General features: G+C 51.7%; 23 protein-coding genes and 1 tRNA gene. 14 read left to right on the plus strand and 10 right to left on the minus strand.

The window, feature by feature from the left end; genetic code table 11:
* Positions 1 to 4: 4 nt before the first annotated feature.
* Positions 5 to 2,689, plus strand: a complete 2,685-nt coding sequence (gene glnE / locus ACTHSA_RS05920; protein WP_440367935.1) for a bifunctional [glutamate--ammonia ligase]-adenylyl-L-tyrosine phosphorylase/[glutamate--ammonia-ligase] adenylyltransferase — start codon at positions 5 to 7, stop codon at positions 2,687 to 2,689.
* A 91-nt stretch (positions 2,690 to 2,780) separates the two neighbouring features.
* Positions 2,781 to 3,293 carry an SH3 domain-containing protein gene (locus ACTHSA_RS05925; protein ID WP_004518947.1) on the plus strand — a complete coding sequence of 171 codons (513 nt, stop codon included), beginning with the start codon at positions 2,781 to 2,783 and terminating at the stop codon, positions 3,291 to 3,293.
* Between the two features lie 113 nt (positions 3,294 to 3,406).
* On the opposite strand, the gene ACTHSA_RS05930 is transcribed toward ACTHSA_RS05925, so the two are convergent.
* Positions 3,407 to 3,634, minus strand: coding sequence for a hypothetical protein (locus tag ACTHSA_RS05930; protein WP_039861861.1), 228 nt, complete (start codon positions 3,632 to 3,634; stop codon positions 3,407 to 3,409).
* Between the two features lie 311 nt (positions 3,635 to 3,945).
* Here ACTHSA_RS05930 and ACTHSA_RS05935 point away from each other — a divergent pair, with 311 nt between their 5' ends.
* The 4 genes from ACTHSA_RS05935 (at position 3,946) to ACTHSA_RS05950 (ending at position 8,649) form a co-directional block, all read left to right on the plus strand.
* Positions 3,946 to 5,040, plus strand: a complete 1,095-nt coding sequence (locus ACTHSA_RS05935; RefSeq protein WP_440378834.1) for an FAD-dependent oxidoreductase — start codon at positions 3,946 to 3,948, stop codon at positions 5,038 to 5,040.
* Positions 5,041 to 5,207: 167 nt separating this feature from the next.
* Positions 5,208 to 7,271, plus strand: a complete 2,064-nt coding sequence (glyS, locus tag ACTHSA_RS05940; protein ID WP_004518943.1) for a glycine--tRNA ligase subunit beta — start codon at positions 5,208 to 5,210, stop codon at positions 7,269 to 7,271.
* 163 nt (positions 7,272 to 7,434) lie between these two features.
* Positions 7,435 to 8,514 carry an iron-sulfur cluster carrier protein ApbC gene (apbC, locus tag ACTHSA_RS05945; RefSeq protein WP_039861859.1) on the plus strand — a complete coding sequence of 360 codons (1,080 nt, stop codon included), beginning with the start codon at positions 7,435 to 7,437 and terminating at the stop codon, positions 8,512 to 8,514.
* A 59-nt stretch (positions 8,515 to 8,573) separates the two neighbouring features.
* Positions 8,574 to 8,649 (plus strand) — tRNA-Lys (locus tag ACTHSA_RS05950).
* Between the two features lie 192 nt (positions 8,650 to 8,841).
* Here ACTHSA_RS05950 and ACTHSA_RS05955 read toward each other — a convergent pair.
* From ACTHSA_RS05955 to ACTHSA_RS05975, 5 genes are all read right to left on the minus strand, one after another.
* Positions 8,842 to 10,095: an ABC transporter permease gene (locus ACTHSA_RS05955; RefSeq protein ID WP_004518941.1), complete on the minus strand. Its 1,254-nt coding sequence runs from the start codon at positions 10,093 to 10,095 to the stop codon at positions 8,842 to 8,844.
* Positions 10,092 to 11,006, minus strand: coding sequence for an ABC transporter ATP-binding protein (locus tag ACTHSA_RS05960; protein WP_004518940.1), 915 nt, complete (start codon positions 11,004 to 11,006; stop codon positions 10,092 to 10,094). The genes ACTHSA_RS05955 and ACTHSA_RS05960 overlap by 4 nt, the downstream gene beginning before the upstream one ends.
* Positions 11,007 to 11,033: 27 nt before the next feature.
* Positions 11,034 to 11,777 (minus strand): SH3 domain-containing protein, encoded by a 744-nt coding sequence (locus ACTHSA_RS05965; RefSeq protein WP_004518939.1) that lies wholly within the window; start codon positions 11,775 to 11,777, stop codon positions 11,034 to 11,036.
* Between the two features lie 80 nt (positions 11,778 to 11,857).
* Complete coding sequence (locus ACTHSA_RS05970; protein WP_004518938.1) at positions 11,858 to 12,856, minus strand: BtrH N-terminal domain-containing protein; 999 nt, start codon at positions 12,854 to 12,856, stop codon at positions 11,858 to 11,860.
* Between the two features lie 73 nt (positions 12,857 to 12,929).
* Positions 12,930 to 13,778: an RnfABCDGE type electron transport complex subunit B gene (locus ACTHSA_RS05975; RefSeq protein ID WP_039861917.1), complete on the minus strand. Its 849-nt coding sequence runs from the start codon at positions 13,776 to 13,778 to the stop codon at positions 12,930 to 12,932.
* 1 nt (position 13,779) lies between these two features.
* Between ACTHSA_RS05975 and ACTHSA_RS05980 the strand changes: the two genes are divergently transcribed.
* Together ACTHSA_RS05980 and ACTHSA_RS05985 are read left to right on the plus strand one after the other, a co-directional pair.
* Entirely contained in the window at positions 13,780 to 13,959 is a 180-nt protein-coding gene (locus tag ACTHSA_RS05980; RefSeq protein WP_004518937.1) for a hypothetical protein, read from the plus strand.
* Positions 13,960 to 13,965: 6 nt separating this feature from the next.
* The gene (locus tag ACTHSA_RS05985; protein ID WP_004518935.1) at positions 13,966 to 14,433 is read left to right on the plus strand and encodes a YchJ family protein; all 468 of its coding nucleotides are present in this window, start codon (positions 13,966 to 13,968) and stop codon (positions 14,431 to 14,433) included.
* A gap of 264 nt (positions 14,434 to 14,697) precedes the next feature.
* On the opposite strand, the gene ACTHSA_RS05990 is transcribed toward ACTHSA_RS05985, so the two are convergent.
* A complete protein-coding gene (locus ACTHSA_RS05990; protein WP_070625092.1) occupies positions 14,698 to 15,486 on the minus strand; it encodes an inositol monophosphatase family protein in 789 nt (262 codons plus the stop codon).
* A gap of 180 nt (positions 15,487 to 15,666) precedes the next feature.
* Here ACTHSA_RS05990 and ACTHSA_RS05995 point away from each other — a divergent pair, with 180 nt between their 5' ends.
* From ACTHSA_RS05995 to ACTHSA_RS06010, 4 genes are all read left to right on the plus strand, one after another.
* Positions 15,667 to 16,392 carry a 16S rRNA (uracil(1498)-N(3))-methyltransferase gene (locus ACTHSA_RS05995; protein ID WP_440367289.1) on the plus strand — a complete coding sequence of 242 codons (726 nt, stop codon included), beginning with the start codon at positions 15,667 to 15,669 and terminating at the stop codon, positions 16,390 to 16,392.
* A gap of 82 nt (positions 16,393 to 16,474) precedes the next feature.
* On the plus strand, positions 16,475 to 16,765 hold the full coding sequence (locus ACTHSA_RS06000; protein WP_070606132.1) for an acyl carrier protein: 291 nt from the start codon (positions 16,475 to 16,477) through the stop codon (positions 16,763 to 16,765).
* Positions 16,762 to 17,817 (plus strand): beta-ketoacyl synthase N-terminal-like domain-containing protein, encoded by a 1,056-nt coding sequence (locus ACTHSA_RS06005; protein ID WP_070625090.1) that lies wholly within the window; start codon positions 16,762 to 16,764, stop codon positions 17,815 to 17,817. Before ACTHSA_RS06000 ends, ACTHSA_RS06005 begins: the two co-directional genes overlap by 4 nt.
* Positions 17,799 to 18,488, plus strand: coding sequence for a hypothetical protein (locus tag ACTHSA_RS06010; RefSeq protein ID WP_004518931.1), 690 nt, complete (start codon positions 17,799 to 17,801; stop codon positions 18,486 to 18,488). Before ACTHSA_RS06005 ends, ACTHSA_RS06010 begins: the two co-directional genes overlap by 19 nt.
* A gap of 110 nt (positions 18,489 to 18,598) precedes the next feature.
* On the opposite strand, the gene ACTHSA_RS06015 is transcribed toward ACTHSA_RS06010, so the two are convergent.
* From ACTHSA_RS06015 to cyaY, 3 genes are all read right to left on the minus strand, one after another.
* Positions 18,599 to 20,203: a hypothetical protein gene (locus tag ACTHSA_RS06015; protein ID WP_440367286.1), complete on the minus strand. Its 1,605-nt coding sequence runs from the start codon at positions 20,201 to 20,203 to the stop codon at positions 18,599 to 18,601.
* Between the two features lie 185 nt (positions 20,204 to 20,388).
* Positions 20,389 to 20,895 (minus strand): S-ribosylhomocysteine lyase, encoded by a 507-nt coding sequence (gene luxS, locus ACTHSA_RS06020; protein WP_049328425.1) that lies wholly within the window; start codon positions 20,893 to 20,895, stop codon positions 20,389 to 20,391.
* A gap of 54 nt (positions 20,896 to 20,949) precedes the next feature.
* Positions 20,950 to 21,273: an iron donor protein CyaY gene (gene cyaY / locus ACTHSA_RS06025; RefSeq protein WP_070625088.1), complete on the minus strand. Its 324-nt coding sequence runs from the start codon at positions 21,271 to 21,273 to the stop codon at positions 20,950 to 20,952.
* 50 nt (positions 21,274 to 21,323) lie between these two features.
* Here cyaY and lptM point away from each other — a divergent pair, with 50 nt between their 5' ends.
* Both lptM and lysA read left to right on the plus strand, forming a co-directional pair.
* Positions 21,324 to 21,515, plus strand: coding sequence for an LPS translocon maturation chaperone LptM (lptM, locus tag ACTHSA_RS06030; protein WP_003684659.1), 192 nt, complete (start codon positions 21,324 to 21,326; stop codon positions 21,513 to 21,515).
* 15 nt (positions 21,516 to 21,530) lie between these two features.
* Positions 21,531 to 22,751 (plus strand): diaminopimelate decarboxylase, encoded by a 1,221-nt coding sequence (lysA, locus tag ACTHSA_RS06035; RefSeq protein WP_070625087.1) that lies wholly within the window; start codon positions 21,531 to 21,533, stop codon positions 22,749 to 22,751.
* Positions 22,752 to 22,830 lie beyond the last annotated feature (79 nt).

The following is a 22,830-nucleotide window of genomic DNA, read 5'->3' on the forward strand; positions in this document are numbered from 1 at the left end:
GATTATGAACCGCCTCGATACTGCCCGCCGTTATTCCCTTTTTCTCGCCCGCAACCTTGATTCAGGCAAACTCAAGCCCGAAATCTTCCTGCCTATGTTGGACAAAGTTTTAACCGAAGCTGATTTCCAAGCCTTTGCCGACTGGGACAAAATCCGTGCGGAAGAAAATGAGGAAGAATTAGCGCGGCAGTTGCGCGAGTTGCGCCGTTATGTGGTGTCGCAGATTATCGTGCGCGATATAAACCGCATCAGTGATTTGAATGAAGTAACCCGTACGATTACGCTGTTTGCCGATTTTGCCGTCAATACCGCGTTGGACTTTTCCTACGCCTATTATCAGGATATGTACGGCACGCCGATCGGGCGTTATACCAAATCGCCGCAGCATTTGAGCGTGGTGGCGATGGGCAAGGCGGGCGGCTATGAGTTGAACGTGTCTTCCGACATCGATTTGATTTTCGTCTATCCCGAATCGGGAGACACCGACGGCAGGCGCGAACGGGGGAATCAGGAGTTTTTCACCAAAGTCGGGCAGAAACTGATTGCATTGTTGAACGACATTACCGCCGACGGGCAGGTGTTCCGCGTCGATATGCGGCTGCGGCCGGACGGTGATTCGGGCGCGCTGGTGTTGAGCGAAACCGCGCTGGAGCAATATCTGATCACGCAGGGGCGCGAATGGGAGCGCTATGCGTGGTGCAAAGGCCGCGTGGTTACGCCGCATCCGAACGACATCAAATCGCTGGTGCGCCCTTTTGTGTTCCGCAAATATCTGGATTACAGCGCGTATGAAGCGATGCGCAACCTGCACCGCCAAATCCGCAGCGAAGTCAGCAAAAAAGGCATGGCGGACAACATCAAACTCGGCGCGGGCGGCATCCGCGAAGTTGAATTTATCGCCCAAATTTTCCAGATGATACGCGGCGGACAAATGCGCGCGCTGCAACTGAAAGGCACGCAGGAAACGCTGAAGAAACTTGCCGAGCTGGGCATCATGCCGTCTGAAAACGTCGAAACCCTGCTCGCCGCCTACCGCTTCCTGCGCGACATCGAACACCGCCTGCAATACTGGGACAACCAGCAAACCCAAACCCTGCCCTCCTCGCCCGAACAGCAGCAACTGCTTGCCGAAAGCATGGGTTTCGACAGCTACGCCGCCTTTTCAGACGACCTCAACGTTCATCGGAACAAGGTCAATCAGTTGTTCAACGAAATTTTGAGCGAACCCGAAGAGCAAACCCTAGACAACAGCGAATGGCAATGGGCATGGCAGGACAAGCCCGACGAAGAAGAGCGGCAAGGCCGTCTGAAAAAACACGGGTTCGATGCCGAAACCATCGCCGCAAGGCTAGACCAAATCCGGCACGGCCATAAATACCGCCACCTTTCCGCACACGCCCAGCCGCGTTTTGACGCCATCGTGCCGCTGTTGGTACAGGCGGCGGCAGAGCAAACCAACCCGACCAATACGCTGATGCGGCTGTTTGACTTCCTCGAAAACATCAGCCGCCGCTCCGCCTATCTCGCCTTTCTCAACGAGCATCCGCAAACCCTGGCACAACTGGCGCAGATTATGAGCCAAAGCTCATGGGTGGCGGCGTATCTGAGCAAATATCCGATTCTGCTGGACGAACTCATCAGCGCGCAGCTTTTGGATACCGCGTTCGACTGGCAAGCCCTCGCCGCAGCCCTTTCAAACGACCTCAAAGCCTGCGGCGGCGACACCGAAGCGCAAATGGACACGCTGCGCCATTTCCAACACGCCCAAGTCTTCCGCCTCGCCGTTCAGGACCTTGCCGGATTGTGGACGGTAGAATCACTTTCCGACCAGCTCTCCGCACTTGCCGACACCATCCTCGCCGCCGCCGTGCCGTGCGCGTGGGCGGACATGCCCAAAAAACACCGCGACACGCCGCAATTTGCCATCATCGGCTACGGCAAACTGGGGGGTAAAGAACTCAGCTATTCCTCCGACCTTGACTTGGTTTATCTTTACGACGATCCGCATCCCGATGCAGGCGACGTGTACAGCCGTCTTGCCCGCCGCCTGACCAACTGGCTTTCCGCTGCTACCGGCGCAGGCAGCCTCTACGAAACCGACCTGCGCCTGCGCCCCAACGGCGACGCAGGTTTCCTCGCCCACAGCATCGCCGCCTTTGAAAAATACCAGCGCGAAAACGCATGGACGTGGGAACACCAATCCCTTACCCGCGCCCGTTTTATCTGCGGTACGCCTGATGTTCAGACGGCCTTCGACCGCATCCGCACCGAAATACTGACTGCCGAACGCGACCAAACCGTTTTAGCAGGCGAAATCATCGAAATGCGCGAAAAAATGTTCCCCACTCATCCGCCTGCCGACAGCAACGTCAAATACGCGCGCGGCGGCGTGGTCGATGTCGAATTTATCGTCCAATATCTGATCCTTGCCCATGCCCGCCAGTATCCGCAACTCTTGGACAACTACGGCAACATCGCCCTATTGAACATCGCTGCCGACTGCGGCCTCATCGACAAAACTCTCGCCGAACAAAGCCGCACCGCCTACCGCTTCTACCGCCAGCAGCAACACAACACCAAACTGCGAGATGCCAAAAAAACCGAAGTAACGGACGAATTGCTGACCCACTACGGCAACGTGCGAAAACTATGGCGGGAAGTATTCGGGGTAGAAGTGAAATTCGGATAAGCAGGCGGGCGTATTCAGCGTCAAAGCCTGCACGGCAACACAATTTACCGCCACAACAAACTCACTCTAAACATACTAAGGAAAACCAACCATGAAGAAAATGGCACTGTTTTTAACGGTTTTACTATCGTCGGCAGCAGCCCAAGCCGCTGATTACTTTTTGCCTTATGCCGAATGCGATGGCTCTGCAAACGTTCGTGCTGCTCCTGATACACGCAGCAAAATCATGACCGTATTGGATTATGAAAGCAAAAAACATAAAATACTCAGTAAACAGGGTAAATGGTTTCATATTCAATTAGACGGAATCCGTACAGGCTACGTCCATCAAAGCCAAGGCTTTATTGTGCACAATTATGTTGTCGCCAGCCCTGACGGATCGGCAAACGTCCGTAACAACAGCTACCCCGAAGAACCGATCAGGCAAGGCGAAATCATCAAAACACTCCCAAACGGAACACGTGTACAGATCGCCCCAGCCTTCAGAAAAGGCGACTGGTTGTGGTACAGCAATCAGGGAGCTTACACAGAAAAAGACGAGTATGGTCATCATATTTCGATTCAGGGTTATATCCATAAAAGTCAACTTCGACGCATGGAGTAATAAAGCAAGCAATTTATTCTATTAAGGCATACTTTCAGACATAAAGTAGGTACTGTTTTGCCGAAGATATAAAAAAGGCCGTCTGAAACTTTTCAGAAGGCCTTTTATAGCATTTATTCTTCTTCCTCTTCTGCTTCTGCCTCTGTCTCTGCAGGTTTTTCAAGGAAGTTGCCTGCCAACCACAGTAAAGCGCCACTACCTGTAATGCCTGCTTTAATCCATAGGGCGGTATCTTCGCCCCATTCGTAAATCCAAGCCAAAACTTTGGGTACTGCGTTCATATAATTCAAACCGAATGCCAATACGCCGAGGATAAATAAAGTACTGCCCAAGCTTTTCATCATTATTCCTTATAAAATCAAATGGGTGCATCAAAGACAATTAGTAGGTGCAATGATGCTGAGTGAATGTAAATATGTCAAAAGATGGCATTATAGTAGGTTTTATGTAAGGAAGATATTTTTATAAAAACTGATTGGCAGCTTGAAGCGGTTAACTGCCGGGTATAGAGGGAAGATTTTTGTTTACGTATTACTGATTTAGCTTGAGCATAATCTGAAAAACTGTTTTCATTTTCTGTTGATATTGTGATACAGCAAAACAAGTTCTAAAATATGCCGCTTATTTATATATTAAAAACAAGGAGAAACTGATGTCTAAGGTTGCGGTACTCGGTGGCGGTCTGTCGGGCCGTCTGATGGCGTTCCAACTGGCAGAGCAGGGCATTTCGGTCGAGTTGTTTGAGAAAGGCGAACGCGACGGCGCGCAAGCCGCCGCTTATGTTGCCGCGGCCATGTTAGCGCCGTCTGCCGAAGCGGTGGAGGCAACGCCCGAAGTCATTCGTTTGGGCAAACAAAGTATTGCGCTTTGGCGCGCGATTGTCGGCCGTCTGAATACGCCGGTGATGATGCAGGAAAACGGCAGCCTGATTGTTTGGCACATGCAGGACAAGCCGCTTTCTGCCGAGTTTGCCCGTCATTTGAAGCGCGGCGGCGTGGCAGAACATGAAACCATACGTTGGAACGCGGATGAAATCGCGGCAAACGAGCCGCAACTGGCAGGGAGGTTTTCAGACGGCCTGTATCTGCCGACAGAAGGGCAGTTGGACGGACGGCAGGTATTGAATGCGCTGGCCGATGCTTTGGAGTCAATGAATGTAGCGTGCCATTGGTCGTGCGAACGCGAAGTCGAAGATTTTGCGGCGCAATACGATTGGGTCATCGACTGCCGCGGTTATGGTGCAAAGAGCGCGTGGAACAGGCCGTCTGAAAGCGTTTTGCGCGGCGTTCGTGGCGAAGTGGCGCGCGTTTACGCCCCTGAAATCGAGCTTTCCCGCCCCGTTCGTCTGCTGCATCCGCGCTATCCTTTGTATATCGCGCCGAAGGAAAACCATATTTTTGTGATTGGTGCGACCCAAATCGAAAGCGAAAGCCAAGCGCCGGCCAGCGTGCGTTCCGGTTTGGAACTTTTGTCCGCGCTGTACGCCGTGCATCCGGCCTTTGGCGAAGCAAACCTCTTGGAGCTGGCCACCGGCCTGCGCCCAACGCTAAACCACCACAATCCCGAAATCCGCTTCAACCGCGAACGCCGCCTGATTGAAGTCAACGGCCTGTTCCGCCACGGCTTTATGATTTCTCCGGCCGTGACCGGTGCGGCTGTGCGTTTGGCCGGCGCGCTGTTTGCCGGAAGCGACATTCCCGAATACGACGAAACCAGCGGTTTGCCGTATATCCGCGCTGCGAATTGAAGCCGTTGCGGACGAAGTTGCTTGAAAATTGGGCAAATTATTTGTGAAAGACAGCCACAGGCCGTCTGAAAATGATAAAATCGCCGTCAATTCAATTAACCTTGCGTCTGAAAACCGCATGATGCCGTATTCAGACGCCAACCAATTTCCTATTTAACGATAAGCACATGACAACCCAAACCCTTTTAATTGAACTTCTCACTGAAGAACTCCCGCCAAAAGCCCTCAATAATCTGGGCAACCATTTTGCCGCTTCCGTTGCCGAAGGCTTGGAAAAAGCGCAACTGATTGACGGCGCAGCCGAATACACTGCCTACGCTTCTCCGCGCCGTTTAGCCGTTCAAGTCAAAAACGTGAAGGCCGTTCAAGCTGATCAAAAAATCGTGAAAAAAGGCCCGGCAGTGGCGAATGCCATGAAAGACGGTGCGCCGACTAAGGCTTTGGAAGGTTTTGCGCGCGGTGCGGGTGCGAAAATCGAAGACCTGACCATCATCAACGACGGCAAGCAGGATGTGTACGCCTACGAATACGTCCAAACCGGCAAACCGCTGGGCGAGCTTTTGGAAGACATCATCAATGCCGCAGTGAAAAAATTGCCGATTCCTAAAGTCATGCGTTGGGGCAGCAGCACATTTACCTTCGTGCGCCCTGTCCACGGGCTGATTGTGCTGCACGGCGGCGAGATCGTGAACGTCAGCGTTTTGGGCCTGCAAAGCGGCAATCAAACCTTGGGACACCGCTTCCTGTCCAACGGCGAAATCACCATTGAAAACGCCGACAGCTACGCCGCACAAATGCGCGAGCAAGGCAAAGTCGTAGCTTCGTTTGCCGAGCGCAAAGCTGCGATTCAGACAGCCTTGAACGAACAGGCAGGTCGTCTGAAAGCGACCGTTGCCGCCGATGAAGCCTTGTTGGACGAAGTGACTGCATTGGTCGAATGGCCTGTGGTATTGGAAGCCGGTTTTGAAGAACATTTCCTCGCCGTGCCGCAGGAATGCCTGATTCTGACCATGCAGCAAAACCAAAAATACTTCCCGCTGCTCGACCAAAACGGCAAGCTGATGAACCGCTTCCTGCTGGTCTCCAACCTGCAAACCGAAGACCCGTCGCACATCATCCAAGGCAACGAACGCGTTTTGCGTGCGCGCCTGTCTGATGCCGAGTTCTTCTACAAGCAAGACCAGAAAGCGACTTTGGAAAGCCGCCTGCCCAAGCTGGCAAACGTGGTTTATCACAACAAAATCGGTTCGCAGGCCGAACGCATCGAACGCCTGCAAAGCATTGCCGCCCACATCGCCAAAGCACTGGGCGCAGATGCCGCCGCAGCCGAACGCGCCACGCGTCTGGCAAAAGCCGACTTGGTGACCGAAATGGTCGGCGAGTTCCCCGAACTGCAAGGTACGATGGGCAAATACTACGCCCGCTTGGACGGCGAAACCGAAGAAATCGCCGAAGCCATCGAGCAGCACTACCAACCGCGTTTTGCCGGCGACAACCTGCCGAACGGCAAAGTCGCTACTGCCGTTGCGCTGGCCGACAAACTGGAAACCTTGGTCGGCATTTGGGGCATCGGTCTGATTCCGACCGGCGACAAAGACCCCTACGCCCTGCGCCGCGCTGCCTTGGGTATTTTGCGGATGCTGATGCAGTATGGCTTGGACGTGAACGAGCTGATTCAGACGACCTTCGACAGCTTCCCCAAAGGTTTGCTCAACGAAAAAACGCCGTCTGAAACCGTCGACTTCATGCAGGCGCGCCTTGCCGTGTTGCTGCAAAACGACTATCCGCAAGACATCGTCGCCGCCGTACTCGCCAAACAGCCGCGCCGTTTGGACGATTTGACCGCCAAACTGCAAGCCGTTGCCGCGTTTAAACAACTGCCCGAAGCCGCCGCGCTCGCTGCCGCCAACAAACGCGTGCAAAACCTGCTGAAAAAAGCCGATGCTGCGCTGGGCGAAGTCAATGAAAGCCTGCTGCAACAAGATGAAGAAAAAGCCCTGTATGCCGCTGCACAAGGCTTGCAGCCGAAAATCGCCGCTGCTGTTGCCGAAGGCAATTTCCAAACCGCCTTGTCCGAACTGGCTTCCGTCAAACCGCAAGTCGATGCCTTCTTCGACGGCGTGATGGTGATGGCCGAAGATGCCGCCGTGAAACAAAACCGTTTGAACCTGCTGAACCGCTTGGCAGAACAAATGAACGCAGTTGCCGACATTGCGCTCTTGAGCGAATAAGGCCGCGTTTCAGTTGACCCTTTTTCAGGCTGCCCGATGATTCAGGCAGCCTGAAGTTTTTCGGGCGTATCCCTTGCATGGCGTTCAAGGGTATAATTCAGCAGATTTGTCAGGCAGGCAAATCGCGCACATCAAACAATTTCCCACATTCAAGAGGCAGATTATGAATATTCCAGCCATCCGAACCGCACTCGATGCCGTGTTGATTCCCACCACAATACGCACTTTGGGCAGCGAAAAAGCCGTTTCGCTTCTGGAAGAGCATTCAGACGGCCTGCATATCGGCCTGAAATTCGCGTTCCCAGTTGCCCATATTGCTGCAGACATTGCCAACGTCGTTCAAGAAGCCGTCATTTCGCATACCGGCGATACCCACATTCACTTGAGTATCGATACCGAAATCGGTACGCATAAAGTTCAACCCGGCGTAGCAACCATCAAAGGCGTGAAAAACATCATCGCCGTTGCATCGGGCAAAGGCGGCGTCGGCAAATCAACGACCACAGCCAACCTTGCCACCGCAATGGCCAGAATGGGCGCGCGCGTCGGCGTACTCGATGCCGACCTGTACGGCCCAAGCCAGCCCACCATGCTCGGCGTACAAGACCGCAAACCCGATCAACAAAACAAAAAACTCATTCCTGTTGAAGCTGAAAGCGGCATTCAAGTGATGTCCATCGGTTTTCTGGTCGATACCGACCAAGCCGTCGTTTGGCGCGGCCCGATGGTCAGCCAAGCCTTGCAACAACTTATGTTCCAAAGCGAATGGGACAATGTCGATTATCTCTTCATCGACCTGCCGCCCGGTACCGGCGATATCCAATTGACCCTGTCGCAAAAAATCCCCGTAACCGGCTCCGTTGTCGTGACCACGCCGCAAGACATCGCCCTGATTGATGCACGCAAAGCCGTGGATATGTTCAACAAAGTCAATATCCCGATTTTGGGCGTTTTGGAAAACATGTCTGTCCATATTTGCTCCAACTGCGGCCATGCCGAAGCAATCTTTGGCGCAGAAGGCGGTAAAAACTTGGCAGAGCGTTTGAACGTACCGTTGCTCGGCCAGCTTCCGTTGAGCCTGCCTGTACGCGAAGCCATGGACAGCGGCACATCTTCGGCCTTGTTTGAAAACAACCAAACCATCGCCGACATCTACACCGAAGCTGCATTCCAAATCGCGCTGGCCATTGCCGATAAAGGCAAAGACTTCAGCAGCCGCTTCCCGAAAATCGTCGTCGAATAAAAAAGTTTAAAAAAAGTGTTGACAGCTGTGAGTCCCGTCTCTATAATGCACAGCTTATCGGGTCGTTAGCTCAGTCGGTAGAGCAGCGGACTTTTAATCCGTTGGTCGAGCGTTCGAATCGCTCACGACCCACCAAATATGAAAACCTGCTTTGACAAAAGCAGGTTTTTTACGTTTGGATTTTAGGATTTTGTTGAACATATTTTGTTATTGAAACAATCCATAGCACATCAAGCATCAGGCCGTCTGAAAATATCTTTCAGACGGCCTGAAGTTTTATAGGAATGGTTTTGAGAAATAAGTTTTCTACCTAGGGCAGACAAACGTTTAAAACCTAATCTGCGTCTGCAACTGCCTACGATAAACCAATACGGCAGCAGTCAGTGTGGCAAAAGAGAATGCTGACAGTAGAAGCAGATAACGGCCGATTCCGTCCAGTCCGCTGCGGTTGAGCAGTAATTCCTGAAAAGCCTTCAAGCCCCATGCCATTGGGGAAATCCAAGTGAGTTGCTGCATGGTTTCGGGCATGACGTGTGCAGGCACCATAATGCCGCCGATTGCCGCCATCAGGATGATGCCGCCGCCGCCGAGGACGACGGCGTGTTCGGTGGATTTGGCGCAGACGCTGATTAATAGCGCGTAGCCGAGTGCGGCGGCACTGACGGCAGCGGACAGCAACGCGTAGGGAACAAGGCTGCCGTTGAGTATGAGGGCGGGTACGCCGATTTCGGGCAGCAGGTAGCGGCCGAGCAGCAACATTCCGACAAACTGAAGCTGGTTAATCAGGAAATAGGGGATGAGTTTCGCTGCAATCAGGCCGGATGCGGAGGCGCGGGCGAGGCGCAGGCGGGTAATGGTGTTGGTCTGGCGTTCCAGCGCCATGACGTTCGATAGCGGTATCATGATGAAAAACATACCGAAAATCAGCCATGCGGGTACGCTGTGCTGTACGGCGTTGGGTTTTTCCACTGTGCCGCTGCCTGCGCTCAGGTAATGCTCTTCCAGCATTTTTTTATCTAAAAAGCTGCGCACGGCGGTGAATTGTTCGTCGTTTTTTCCATCCACTTTTTTCTGGATGTCTTTGCGGATGGAGCGGGGCAGTTTTTTATTATTGATTTTGATGCCGTCGTTGTTGTCGAAATAAGCGTCCAGCCGCGTTTCGGTGTAGTGCTGTTGCAAAACGCCTTTGACCGCCGCCAGCCATGAAGGCTCGGTATCGGGCGGTACATAGATTTGCAGGGCTTTGTCATCGGCAATTTTGCCGGAGGCGTGGTTCGGGTTGTGCAGCACCAGTTGGAAACGTTTGTCGTGTAGGCCGTTTTGCGCGTCGGTTAGTTTTTCAGACGGCATCAGTGTGACATGGATTTGTTCTTTCTCCAGCGCGGCGGCCAGCGCGGTATTGATACTGTCGTTTGCTACGCCAACCAGTGCGATGCGGCTGTCGGTGTGCGGGTCTTGGTCACGGCTCAGCGCCAACGACATAATCAGCATGAAGGCGATGGGCATCACAAACAACACGGCCAAACCGTGCAGGTCGCGGCAGAGCAGTTTGAGTTCTTTGAGGAGGGAGGAAATCGTCATTGTGGATTTTGCTTATCTGTTGCTGGCTCGTCTTTGCGCAGGAAATCAAGGTAAAACGTTTCCAGCGAACCGTGTCCCTGCTGGAAGTAGCGGATTTGTGCGCCGCTTTGTTGCAGGGCGGCATAAACGGCGGCGGCATCGTGTATGGTTTCCATCATACCGCGGCTGTCCACTTGTTTGGCACCTAAGGCGGCCAGCGTTTGAGGCGGCAGCGGCGGTTCGACAGTAAAGCGCACGACAGCTGTTTGCGTGCTTAAAAGCTCGTCCAAACCGCCGTGGTACACCAGCTTGCCGTGTTGCAGCAGTGCGATTTTGTCGCAAAGCTGCTCAATTTCCGACAGATAGTGCGAGGTGTAGACCACCGTTACCCCTTGCCGCGTCAAATCTGCCACGCTGTCGAGGATAAAGCGACGCGACTGCGGGTCGATGCCTACCGTGATTTCGTCGAGGAACACTAGTTGCGGCGTGTTAATCAGGCCGATAGCAAAATTCAGACGACGTTTAAGCCCGCCCGAAAGATGCTTCGCTGCTTTGTTTTTGTGGGCAGTCAGGTCGGTCTGTTCCAACAGCGCGTTCAGACGGCCTTTGTCGCGCACTTTGTAAAGCGAAGCGAAAAACAGCAGGTTGTCCCACACCGAAAGCTGCGGATAAAACGCGAAATCCTGCGGCACCAAACCGATTTTCTGCCGTTTGCTGCGGCTTAACAGGCGCAACGGCTTGCCGTCAAACAAAATTTCGCCCTGCCGTACTTCCTGCAAGCCGGCCAAAAGTGACATCAGCGTCGTTTTCCCCGCACCGTTGTGACCGAGCAGCCCCAAACATTCGCCGTCGGCAATATCGAACGACACATTGTCCAGCGCGGCAGTTTCGGCTTTGGGATAATGGTGGGAGAGGGATTGGATTTGAATCATGGTTTCAGACGGCCTTTCGAGCGATATTTAAATCGCAGCACCCCATAAATAACGGCGCTGGAATTTGCCGTCCTTAAATATAAAGCAGACGCCGAAAGGATCACCGTCCGAACCTTGTCTGCCGAACAGGTAAAGCGTCTTATCGCTGTGGCGGTAATAGGCTTTCCAGCCTTGATATACATTGCTGCCGCGTGCGGTGGCGGCAAAATCGGGTGAGAACAGTCCTTGCAGTTCGGCAGCGGGAACTGCTTGACCGTTTAGCGTGATGCGTTCAAGCGCGAACACGCTTTTGGGAATGTCGTAGTCTGTACCATAGAAAGGTTTGCCTCGATAGAGCCGCGCGGTGTATTTGTCTTTGTTGATGCCCGAGAAGTCGCTGAGTTTTGGATGGATGCGGCGGGCTACGATGTGTACCTTTTGACCGTTGCCGGACAAAGTCAGTGTATCGTCATGACCGGATTGTTCGCGCAGGCGGACGAAGTTTTTGTCGGAGGCGGGAAATGTTAAACGGCTGTAATGGATAAAGCCGGAATCGTCGGCGTTTGCCTGTTGCAGCTGAACAAAACAGAAGTCCGGCCTGTTTTCACTGAGTTCTTCTATACATTCCAACGGTGTGCCGTCGGGGATTTTTGCCAAAACTTTGGCTTTCAAATCGGGGCGTTCGCGTAAGTTGGTGTGTCCGTCGGCATCATGAACCAAGGCAAAACCGTCCTGCGGCGCGGCATGGGTTAAGGAGGAACACAAAAATAAGACAGTAGCTAGGTAACGCATTTTAAATTTCTTTTAGTTTTCAGATGGCCTGAATGTCAAAATAATTCACGGTAGATTAATCGGGATCGAATAAATCCTGATTATTTCAATAATCCCCGCCATAACGCTTCTTCATCATCCGCAATTTTGCGCAGAAATTCGGCAATGTTGCGGCAGCCGTTTTCGGACGGTTTTTTGCACTGTTTCACGCACATTGCTGCGAATTGGCGCCATTGGTCGCCGATGGCGGTCATTTGTTCTGAGGCCGTCTGAAACGCAGGTTCGTTGCAGATATGAGCGGCTTGTTCGAGGAAGTAGGCATAGATATAGCGGAAACCTGCTCCGCCGGTACCGATTTCTTCCTGCATCCGCACCAAATGGCCGAGAAACAGTTTTTGGTATTTGTCGTTTTGTTTGGCAGGCAGGGATTCGATTTTTTTGGCCAGCGTGCGGATGCCTTTGACGCCGATGAAAAAGACTGGCGCGAGCATATGTTTGGCGTTTTTGCGTATGGCCTTGCGGATAATGGCGGGTAAGTCTGCCATGATTTTCTCAGACGGCCTGTTGTCTTCCAAGGTGTACATCATGCCTTTTGCCGCCAATACGCCTTTGGCAAAGCGCGCCCGTTGCAAATCTTCGGCGGCGCAGCGTTGTACGGTTTCAAATACGGGGTCGCTGATCAGGTAGTCGTTTCCGTCTTTGCCGTACACCAAGAGATTGTGTGCGTTGAAATGGAAACGCATTTGTGGCGGGAAGTAGGGCAGCCAAAAGACGGAGGTTTGCAAACCGGCCAATTTGCCTGAGGATAGCGCGGCATCCAACGCGGCTTGTCCGCTTTGTGCGTCGGAAAATTTGCGCACGGATAATTTCAGCCCCAATGCTTTGCAGGTATTTTTGATAATGCTGCGCGGCGCGGTACGGTAGGAAACCAGCGGCATGCCGTTTAATTTGATCAGCGGCATCCAGACAAATGTCAGCGCGTGGGAAATGCCGAAAATCATGGCTTCGTCTAAATTGTGGCCATGGTATTTGAGCAGGGTGGACATCACACCGCTTTCGCAATGGGCGGTATGCTGGTGTGGAAATTCTTGTATGGTCATAAAGTTATTGGTTTTCGTGCAATGTTTTCAGACGGACTGAAGTTTTATAGGAATGGGTTTGTTGTTTTGGAAATCAGCGCGCTTCTTTGACCGCTTCCTGCGCGGCTTTGTAGCGGCGCAGAAATTCGATGGCGGCGGCTTTTTCGGCTTCGTTGCCGTATTTGGCATCACGTTGGGCGCGGCGCAGTTCGGCGCGTTCTTTGGCTTCTTCGATTTGGCGCGCTTTGAAGTCTTCGCGGTTGTCGGAGGAGACGAGTTTGTCCTGTTGTGATTGCGCTTTGGCCATGGCTTTGGCAATCAAATCCATGGGGTTGAATGCGGCGCTTGTTGCGGCTATTTGGGCTTGTGCCTGTGCGGCCTGTTTGGCTTTGACGGCGGCTTCACGTTGCGCCAGTAGGGCTTTGCGTTCGGCATCATCGCGCTGTTTGCGCGCGGTATGGCGTTCAAAACGGCTTTGCGCGTGTTCGGCGGCGGCGAAGCGCGGTTCGGCAGAGGTGCTGAAACGGCGTGCGGACGGCAGGAAGGGCTGCGATACGGGAACCATGTCGATGCAGTCGACGGGGCAGGGGGCAACGCACAAGCCGCAGCCGGTGCATTCGTCGCTGATGACGGTGTGCATTAGTTTGGACGCGCCCATAATGGCATCGACGGGACAGGCGCGGATGCAGGCGGTACAGCCGATGCAGACGGCCTCGTCAATCAGGGCTACGGCTTTGATTTGTGTTTTTGCCGGGGCGAGGTAGGGCTTGCCCAATAGGTCGGCAATGTCTTTCATGACGGTTTCCCCACCCGGCGCGCACAGGTTTACCGGCGCTTCTCCTGCCGACAGGGCGCGCGCATAGGGTAGGCAGCCTTCATAGCCGCACTCACGGCATTGGGTTTGCGGCAACAGGCGGCTGATGCTTTGGATGGGAATGGTCATCATGGATAGTCAAAATCGAAAAGGCGCATTATATCAGATTGTTGCGTTTGTTTTGGCGAAACCCGCTTTGCTTATTTTAGTGAAACTCTCTACACTCGTTTTAGCGAAACGCGCTACGCTCGTTTTCAGACGGCCTGAGTCGGGTTTGCGTTATAATTTTGAAATGGATTTATTCGGGTAATTAGGAATGACGGCTACACTTTGCCCCTGTCAGTCGGGGCGTGTTTATACGGAATGTTGCGCACCGTTTCATGCGCGTGAGGCGGCGGCCTCGACGGCGGAAGAGTTGATGCGTTCGCGTTACAGCGCGTATGTTTTGCAGGAAATCGACTATATCGTGGACACGACTGTCCCTGCGCAGCAGAATTTGTTGGACAAGCAGGATTTGGCGGCATGGAGTAGGCAGATGCAGTGGTCGGGATTGAAGGTTATCCGTCATGTGCCGTTTGGCAAGCTGCATGCTTTGGTCGAGTTTGAGGCGTATTTTGAAGAGAACGGGCAAACTGAGTGCCATCATGAATTGTCGGCATTTGTGAAAATAGACGGGCGTTGGTACTTTATTGAGCCGACCGTTGCGTTACCGACGATGAAACAGCCTTGTTTGTGCGGTTCGGGCAAAAAGTTTAAGGCGTGTTGCGGACAGTTTTTCAAATAGTAGTGTAAACAGGCCGTCTGAACGTTCAGACGGCCTAAGCTGTTTTTGCAGATAAAAAAAACCATTCATACTAAGGGAGAAGTATGAATGGCCAATACATTGCGGGAAAACGTCTTACTTGCTGCACCGCCCAAAAGGGATGAAAGAGCGGTGTTGTGTCAGCGATTGATATTCTACCGTTTTTAGTATTAAATGCTGTTAAGAAGTGAAATAATTTCAATAAGTTGCAAGATAATCGTGATATTTTGAAGATAAACGGTATTTTTACTGATTTTCTCGAATCCATTTCACCCATTGCTGAAACAGCTCGGGTTGCAATGCGGCGATGACGGAACGCTTAAATACATGTTCGCCGCTCCAAAAATCGTCGCCTTCCAAAGTGGTCAGGCAGCCGCCGGCTTCTTCAAAAATTAATGCACCGGCAGCGTAGTCCCACAGCTTTTGTCCGCCGTGGATGTAAATATCGTAGCGGCCGCTGGCAAGGTAGCACCAATCGAGCGTGCTGCTGCCCATACTGCGGATTGTGCCGAATGGGGCAAGGGTATTCATGCGGCTGGCGAGTTTGCCCGAACGCAGGTATTTGATTTCTACGCCGGCAATGGATTCGTTGAGTTTTTTGTTTTCCGAACGCAGCGGCAGCGGCGTGCCGTTGAGAAATGCGCCTTTGCCGCGTTCGGCATAGAAACATTCGCCGCTGACCGGATTGTAAATCACGCCCAATTCGGCATGGCCGTTTTTAACCAGCGCGACGGATACGGCAAAATGCGGCAAACCGTTGACGAAGTTGTTTGTGCCGTCGATAGGGTCGACAATCCATAGGCCGTCTGAATGTTCGTTCCACAAACGGGTTTGTTCCTGAAAGCTCATTTCCTCGCCCAACATCGGACAATCCTCCAATAAGGGAAGGGCGGCGGCAAAAGCGGTTTGTGCGGCCAAATCTGCTTCACTCAAAACCGATCCGTCTTCCTTGCGTCGTGACGGCGTGTTCAGAAAACGCGGCATGACTTCGGTTTGGGAGATGTGGCGGACGACTTTCTGTAAACGGTATAGCACGGCGTATCCTTGTTTTTTGCAGTTTTGCGCGACAGTGGATTAAAATTCGGGAAGTTTTCAAATTATAGTGGATGAAATCGAAAGCAGGCAGGAGTATGTCGCCGTGTTTCAACTTCATTCACGAAATTTTAAATTTAAATTATATACATTAAATTATATACATGAATAAAGCAGGAAACCATGCCCCGATTTTATGTTGATTTTGCCTCAAGCCCCGACAGCGTGGTCGAATTGCCCGATAATGTGGTGCGCCATCTGAATGTATTGCGCGTGAAAAACACGGAAGAAATCGTGTTGTTCAACGGCAATGGCAAGGCATATCCGGCTTTGCCAGAAGTTTTGGAAAAACGCCGAGCCAGCGTGCGGATTTTGCGTGAAGAGGCAACGGACAACGAATCGCCGCTGAATATTACATTGGTACAGGCGGTATCCACCGCCGAGCGCATGGATTTCACTTTGCAGAAAAGCGTGGAATTGGGCGTGGCAGAAATTCGCCCAGTTATCAGCGAACGCTGTGTCGTCCGCTTGAGCGGAGAACGCGCTGAAAGGCGGGTGGCGCGTTGGCAGGAAATCGTTGTTTCAGCGTGTGAACAAAGCGGCCGCAATATTGTGCCGAAGGTTTTGCCGCTGACGACTTATGCACAGGCTCTGCAACAGTTGCCGCAGGAAACGACCAAACTGTTAATGAGCTTGAACCGCGCACAAAAACTGAGCGATGTTCAGCCGCAATCCGGCAAAGTCGTGTTTATGGTCGGCCCGGAAGGCGGATGGACGGAGAAGGAAGAGCAACAGGCATTTGATGCCGGTTTTCAATCCGTTACGCTTGGTAAACGGGTGTTGCGTACCGAAACCGCCTCACTTGCGGCCATTGCCGCCATGCAGACGCTTTGGGGCGATTTTGCATAAAGTTCAGGCCGTCTGAAAACGAGCGTAGCGAGTTTCGCTAAAACGAGCTGTTGCTTCATGATATAAAAATGGGAGTTTAAAAATGTCTTACACCTTTACACTGGCCGAGCACGAGCTGGAAACGGAATTGAAAAAGTTAATCGTGCAAGAAGCCGATAAGGCCGACGATGTGGATATGGATGATTTCACCGACGATGCGCTTTTGTTTGGCGATGACAGTCCGGTCGGTTTAGATTCGCTTGATGCGCTGCAAATCAGCGTTGCTTTGCAACAGTATTTCCAAGTGCGCCTGCAGGGCGACCGGATGGTGCGCAAACATATGATGTGCGTACGCGATTTGGCGGCGTTTATCCGTGCGGAGCATGGCGCGTGAGTTGGGTTTGCGGTACGGCGGCCACTTCTGCCTTGAATCCGCAAACGGATTTCAGACGGCCTGATGCGGTGTCTTATACGTTTTTAAACCAACCGCAGCAGGCTGCTTATTTTCGTGCATTTGCTAGCGACAGTTTGGGGCGGAAGGAATTGGCGGATATCGCCGAACAACATTTGCGCCTAGCTGCCGAAAATGCAGGCTGGCCATCTGAAAGTTGGCATGATGCGCCGGTGTTTATCGGGTCTAGTTCCTATTCCATCTCCGAATATGAAAACCGCCATTTTGTGGGCAATAGGGCGGAAGAAGAACACAATCTGCTTTATCTCGCCGAAGATTTGCGCCGGCGCAGCGGCAATCGGCAGATTTTCAGTTTCGCTACTGCCTGCACTTCATCCGCCCATGCGCTCATTCAGGCGGATAACTGCTTGCGCGGCGAGGCGGAGCGTGCCTTTGTGCTTGGGATTGAAAACCTCAACCGACTGACTTTGCTGCATTTTCACAGCTTGGGTTTGCTGACCGAACAGTATCAGCCTTTTGGCGGAAACGGTTTGATTTTAGGCGAAGGTGTTGCCGCGCTTGCCTTATCTTCCGCTGCTCCTGAATCTTCAGGCCGTCTGAAACTTATAGGACACGCTGCCAATACAGGCAATGACCTGATTCAAAGCGATGGCCAAGCGCAAGAGCAAGTGATGCGACGTGCGTTAGATATTGCAGGCATCGTTCCTGAAAGCATTGCGGCCGTTAAAACACACGGCATCGGCACGGCTGACAGCGATGCCGCCGAATTGGCCGCACTGGAAAATATATTCGGTACACTGCCGCCCTTGATGGCGTTCAAACCGCAAATCGGACACACGCTTGGCGCAACGGCAGCCCTTGAAACAGCCTTGCTTTTATCCGCTCTAAAACAAGGCGGAAGCAACGATTATCAGGGGTGGAAAATTCGTTTTTCCGAGTGCGCGGCTTCACAAAAAGGCGGCTTTTTCTGTTTGGCCAATCAGTTTGGTTTTGGCGGCAGCAACACATCTTTGGTATGGCAATGGCAACCGTAAATCCTAATATCCGTATTACCGCCGCCGTGCGTTTTGATACTGACGCCGGCACCGGCGGTAAAATCCTCAAACAAATCTTAAAGCAGCAAAGCGGTATAGATACTCGCCGCCTCAGCCGCTTGAGTTTGATTGCCGCGCTTGGTGCAGGGCAGCTAAAGGAACAAAGCGAAATCCGCCCTGATTGCGCCGTTTTTCTTGGTACGCCGTTTTCTTCGCCATCCGTGTTTGAAAAAATGGCAGACAATGTGCTGAACCATCACGCCGCGATGCCGTTTGACTTTATTGCCAACCTGCACAACTCCCCAGTCTTTCATGCCGCGCAAGCGTTAGGCACGCATGGTGCAACTTTGGTCGTTACTGCCGACAACAATGTAGATACCTGCTTTCATCCATTATCTCTGGCGATGCAGTCTTTGCAAAATGGCGGACAAGCTGCGGTTGGCTGGGCATATGAACATCAAGTAGCCCGAGCCGATACCCATGAAGGCAGTATTTGGATTGTGCTTGAAGCCGGTGCAGAGCAGGGTGTTCCCGTTGTGTTGAATGATGAAGTGATGCAGACTGATAGGTCGTCTGAAAAGCCGCAATATTATTGGCAAAATATCGCCGATTGGATAGAAGCAGTAATGGCGCACGAGGGTAGGGATGTGAAGAAATGTACTTTGGCGTGATCAGCAAATGATTTTAGAGAAAGTATTTGTCTGTTGAATAAATAAGGTCTGTACCATTAAAAAGGCCGTCTGAAAATGTTTTCAGACGGCCTTTTTGTATAAAAAACCAATCAACGAGACATCTCGCCTTGAATAGCGCGGATATTCGCTTTACGGGCGTTTATGGTACGGGTCAGTTGTTGGATTTTAATCTGATCGCCTTTTTGTTTGGCCGCGTTCAACTGGGTTTGAAGGCGGGTAATAGCAGCCTGTTCGTTGCGTACTTCGGTCTGCAATATCTGTTTGCGGGTTTCTTTAGGGCTTGGCTTAGGAGCCGGCGTAACCACAGGTGCAGTACGGATAACAGGGGCTTTGTATTTGCTGTATGAAGAACTGCGTGATTTGTTCTGACGGTTGCGCAGGGTAATATTGATGCGCGGATTGGCAGCTTCGGCTGTGTTGGTCACGCTGGTAATCGGTACATTCGGCAGGATTTTGATATCGCTGTCGCTATTTCCTTTATCCAGCAAAATATCGGCTGCCGGTTTGTATGCTTGTGGGAAAGGTGTTGGGACAGTGGTTTTGCCATGCTCTACCGGAGTGGCAGTTGCCGGCGTGCTTGGTTCGGTTGAAGCGGTGGCAATAGGTTTGGCTGCTTGTTCCTCAGATGCGCGGACAACGGCTGTTTTATCGGCTTTAGTACGGTTAACCTTGGCTTTGCGTCGAGAGGAGGTTTTGGCATAAGTTTTGCCTTTATGCTTAGTCTCGACTTTGGTAGGTGTTTTATCGAGCACTTCATCCTGAGCTGTTACCGCTTGGTTATTTTGGGTAGTTGAAGTTTGCGGCTGAACTGCCGAGTTCTGAATAATCTCTTGTGGAGTTTGGATTGCAGGTACAACAGGTTGAACAGCTGGTGTTTCATTAATAATAGCAAGGCCGTCTGAAACTGTTTTCTCGGTAGAAGCAGTAGGTTGGGCTTGTGCGGCAAGCATTACAGGAACAACACTGTTTTCTGTTTGGGTTGCACTAGACTGAGTTTGTACGACAGGAGTTGTATTGCGGACAGTAGTGTCGGCAACATAGTCTTCAGCTTTTATTGTGGGCGGCGCTTCCAGAGTAGGCGTATTGTTGGGAACGATTACGCTGTCTGCAATGGCTTTGTCGGCTGTAACGGTATGGGTTTGCGCGATGAGTACAGGAGGAACAATAGTGTTGTCCTCTTGAACGGCAGTCGTCTGAGTTTGTACGACAGGAGTTGTGTTGTGGACAGCAGCATCGACAACATAGTTTTCAGGTTTTGCAACGGCTGATGTTTCCAAAGCAGGCGTATTGTTGGAAACGATTGCGCTGTCTGCAATGGTTTTATTCGCTAGCATAGCTTGTCGAGTTTGTGCCATCGGAATGGAAATAGGTGCCGGAATACCGTATTCATTTCGAGCAACAACGACTGGGGTTTGTACCGCGGGCGTTGCTTGAGAAGCATTAATGTAGTCTGCGGCAGATGCTTTAAATTCTGTTGTTTGTACCGTTTTTAAAACCGGAGTGTCGCCCGGAATCGCAACGACGCTGTTTTCTGTTACATTGTTTGTTTCAACTATGCGACAGGCGTCATTGATCTGGTATGAAACATAAACGGTGATGCCTTCAACATTGCAGACATACTCAGCAGCATTGGCGGCGGCGGCGGGGAGGGTCAGGCTGAGGGCAATGGCGGTTTTGCAGAAAAACGGTTTCATAAAGGCAATAGAATCAGGTTGTTTGTTTAAAGTGTAATTATACTATGTACACTGTCAGCATCCGCCAACTTATTTTTAGGCGGTGTAAAACTGTGGTTGAAAGGTTGAAAATTGGAATAAAAGGTCTTAGGCCGTCTGAAACTTGTCATACTAAAGTTTCAGACGGCCTTTGTTGTCATGGCGGATTAAGCGTTCAACAGGCTTTCGTCCAATGTCAGCTCTTCGTTTTTATTGACGGCTACTTTGCGTGCCAAAACGTTTTGGGCGATTTCGTGTGCTTCGGCAAGCGAGTGCATCATGTAGGTACCGCATTGGTATTCGTTCAGCTCGGGGATTTTGCTTTGGTCTTGAACGGTCAAAACATCCTGCATTGAAGCGAGCCATGCGTCGGCCACTTTTTGCTCGTCGGGCGTGCCGATGAGGCTCATGTAGAAACCGGTGCGGCAACCCATCGGGGAAATGTCGATGATTTCAACGCCGTTGCCGTTTAAGTGGTCGCGCATAAAGCCTGCGAACAGGTGTTCCAGCGTATGAATGCCTTTTTCAGGCAGGATTTCTTTGTTGGGAATGCAGAAACGCAGGTCAAACACGGTAATGGTGTCGCCTTTGGGCGTGGTCATGGTTTTTGCCACGCGTACGGCAGGGGCGTGCATACGGGTGTGGTCGACTTTGAAACTGTCTAGTAGGGGCATTTGGGTGTCCTTTGAGGTAAATAGATTTTTAGCTAGGGATATTTGAAGACTGAATCACAATTCCGCAATCTCAATTGCTTTGCCCGAAGCCGCGCTCAGTGCTTCGTTTAAAACGTCGTAGAAATCGCGGCTGTCGCGCGTTGCCAGCCATTTGCCGTTTTGCTCGGCGAAATGGTAGCCGCCGCTTTTGGCAGCAATCCACAATTCTTGGTTGGGCGTGTGGCGGTTGACGATGATTTGCGTACCGTCTTCGGCTTCGATGGTCAGTACGTTTCCGGCAAACTGGCAGTCGAAATCCCAGCCGTTTTCATCGATTTGGTCTTCAATGTGTTCAAACAATTCTTCGCTCATGCGGATGAATTCGCTTTCGGTCATCATGGCTTTTTGTGTGGTTTTTGTTTAAGATACCGAATCTTGCCACATTCGTAATGATGAAGAAAGTTTTACTGATGAAATACGGCGTATTTTTTGCAGCGGCAACGGCTCTGCTGCTCTCTGCCTGCGGCTACAAAGGCGACCTCTACCTGCCCAAAGAAGGCGACAAGGCGCGCTTCGGCGTGATTCAGACCGGCTTGAAATTCGATACGGCAAAAGAGCCGACTACTCAAACCAACGACTAAAAAAGATTCACAAACATGACCTTATTCTGCGAACAACTCCCTTATACACACCTTGCCGAAGAGTTTGGTACGCCGCTTTATGTGTACAGCAAATCTGCGCTGACCGAGGCATTTGAAAACTACCAAACCGCGTTTTCCGCTTTAAATCCGCTTGTCTGCTACGCGGTTAAAGCGAATGGCAACCTGAGCATCATCAAACACTTTGCTTCTTTGGGGAGCGGTTTTGACATTGTGTCCGGCGGCGAGTTGGCGCGCGTTTTGGCGGCCGGCGGCGATGCGGCGAAAACGATTTTTTCCGGTGTGGGTAAGAGTGAGGCAGAAATTGAATTTGCGCTGAATGCAGGCGTGAAATGCTTCAATATGGAGAGTATTCCTGAAATCGACCGTATTCAGAAAGTTGCCGCGCGTTTAGGTAAAGTCGCCCCGGTTTCCCTGCGCGTCAATCCCGATGTCGATGCCAAAACTCATCCTTATATCTCCACCGGTTTGAAAGCCAATAAATTCGGTATTGCCTATGCCGATTCACTTGAGGCTTATCGTCATGCTTCTCAACAAAGCCATTTGAAAATTGTCGGTATCGACTGCCATATCGGCTCGCAACTGACCGACCTCAGCCCGCTGGTCGAAGCCTGCGAACGTATTTTGGCCTTGGTCGACCAACTGGCAGACGAAGGCATTGTGTTGGAACACTTGGACTTGGGCGGCGGTGTCGGCATTGTTTACCAAGATGAAAATGTGCCTGATTTGGGCGCGTATGCCCAAGCCGTTCAAAAACTAATCGGTACACGCCGTCTGAAACTGGTCCTCGAGCCAGGCCGTAGTTTGGTTGGCAATGCAGGTGCGTTGTTGACGCGCGTTGAGTTTGTCAAACATGGCGAAGAGAAAAACTTTGTGATGATCGATGCGGCGATGAACGATTTGATGCGTCCGGCACTTTATGATGCCTATCATCACATTGAAGCGGTCGAAACCAAAGACATTGAGCCTCTGACGGCCAATATCGTTGGCCCGATTTGCGAAACCGGCGACTTCCTCGGCAAAGACCGCACCATCGCCTGCGAAGAAGGGGATTTGCTGCTTATCCGCAGCGCCGGTGCGTATGGCTCAAGTATGGCGAGCAACTACAACACGCGCAACCGTGCGGCGGAAGTATTGGTTGACGGCAACGAATGCAAACTTATCCGCCAACGTGAAACTGTCGAGCAGCAAATGGCCAACGAATTAGCTTGTTTGTAAGGTTTGATTGTTTAAAAGGCCGTCTGAAAGCTTGATTGACTTTCAGACGGCCTTTGTTATGAAAGAAAAGGGCATGTAT

Origin of the sequence: Neisseria sp. P0008.S002, from assembly GCF_051962805.1 — a bacterium.
GTDB lineage: Bacteria > Pseudomonadota > Gammaproteobacteria > Burkholderiales > Neisseriaceae > Neisseria > Neisseria perflava.

Bases quoted from the DNA above. Each gene is read 5' to 3' on its own strand.
- glnE (WP_440367935.1), top strand. From the start codon at position 5: ATGAACCGCCTCGATACTGCCCGCCGTTATTCCCTTTTTCTCGCCCGC.
- ACTHSA_RS05925 (WP_004518947.1), top strand. From the start codon at position 2,781: ATGAAGAAAATGGCACTGTTTTTAACGGTTTTACTATCGTCGGCAGCA.
- ACTHSA_RS05930 (WP_039861861.1), bottom strand. From the start codon at position 3,634: ATGAAAAGCTTGGGCAGTACTTTATTTATCCTCGGCGTATTGGCATTC.
- ACTHSA_RS05935 (WP_440378834.1), top strand. From the start codon at position 3,946: ATGTCTAAGGTTGCGGTACTCGGTGGCGGTCTGTCGGGCCGTCTGATG.
- glyS (WP_004518943.1), top strand. From the start codon at position 5,208: ATGACAACCCAAACCCTTTTAATTGAACTTCTCACTGAAGAACTCCCG.
- apbC (WP_039861859.1), top strand. From the start codon at position 7,435: ATGAATATTCCAGCCATCCGAACCGCACTCGATGCCGTGTTGATTCCC.
- ACTHSA_RS05955 (WP_004518941.1), bottom strand. From the start codon at position 10,095: ATGACGATTTCCTCCCTCCTCAAAGAACTCAAACTGCTCTGCCGCGAC.
- ACTHSA_RS05960 (WP_004518940.1), bottom strand. From the start codon at position 11,006: ATGATTCAAATCCAATCCCTCTCCCACCATTATCCCAAAGCCGAAACT.
- ACTHSA_RS05965 (WP_004518939.1), bottom strand. From the start codon at position 11,777: ATGCGTTACCTAGCTACTGTCTTATTTTTGTGTTCCTCCTTAACCCAT.
- ACTHSA_RS05970 (WP_004518938.1), bottom strand. From the start codon at position 12,856: ATGACCATACAAGAATTTCCACACCAGCATACCGCCCATTGCGAAAGC.
- ACTHSA_RS05975 (WP_039861917.1), bottom strand. From the start codon at position 13,778: ATGACCATTCCCATCCAAAGCATCAGCCGCCTGTTGCCGCAAACCCAA.
- ACTHSA_RS05980 (WP_004518937.1), top strand. From the start codon at position 13,780: ATGGATAGTCAAAATCGAAAAGGCGCATTATATCAGATTGTTGCGTTT.
- ACTHSA_RS05985 (WP_004518935.1), top strand. From the start codon at position 13,966: ATGACGGCTACACTTTGCCCCTGTCAGTCGGGGCGTGTTTATACGGAA.
- ACTHSA_RS05995 (WP_440367289.1), top strand. From the start codon at position 15,667: ATGCCCCGATTTTATGTTGATTTTGCCTCAAGCCCCGACAGCGTGGTC.
- ACTHSA_RS06000 (WP_070606132.1), top strand. From the start codon at position 16,475: ATGTCTTACACCTTTACACTGGCCGAGCACGAGCTGGAAACGGAATTG.
- ACTHSA_RS06010 (WP_004518931.1), top strand. From the start codon at position 17,799: ATGGCAATGGCAACCGTAAATCCTAATATCCGTATTACCGCCGCCGTG.
- ACTHSA_RS06015 (WP_440367286.1), bottom strand. From the start codon at position 20,203: ATGAAACCGTTTTTCTGCAAAACCGCCATTGCCCTCAGCCTGACCCTC.
- luxS (WP_049328425.1), bottom strand. From the start codon at position 20,895: ATGCCCCTACTAGACAGTTTCAAAGTCGACCACACCCGTATGCACGCC.
- cyaY (WP_070625088.1), bottom strand. From the start codon at position 21,273: ATGATGACCGAAAGCGAATTCATCCGCATGAGCGAAGAATTGTTTGAA.
- lptM (WP_003684659.1), top strand. From the start codon at position 21,324: ATGATGAAGAAAGTTTTACTGATGAAATACGGCGTATTTTTTGCAGCG.
- lysA (WP_070625087.1), top strand. From the start codon at position 21,531: ATGACCTTATTCTGCGAACAACTCCCTTATACACACCTTGCCGAAGAG.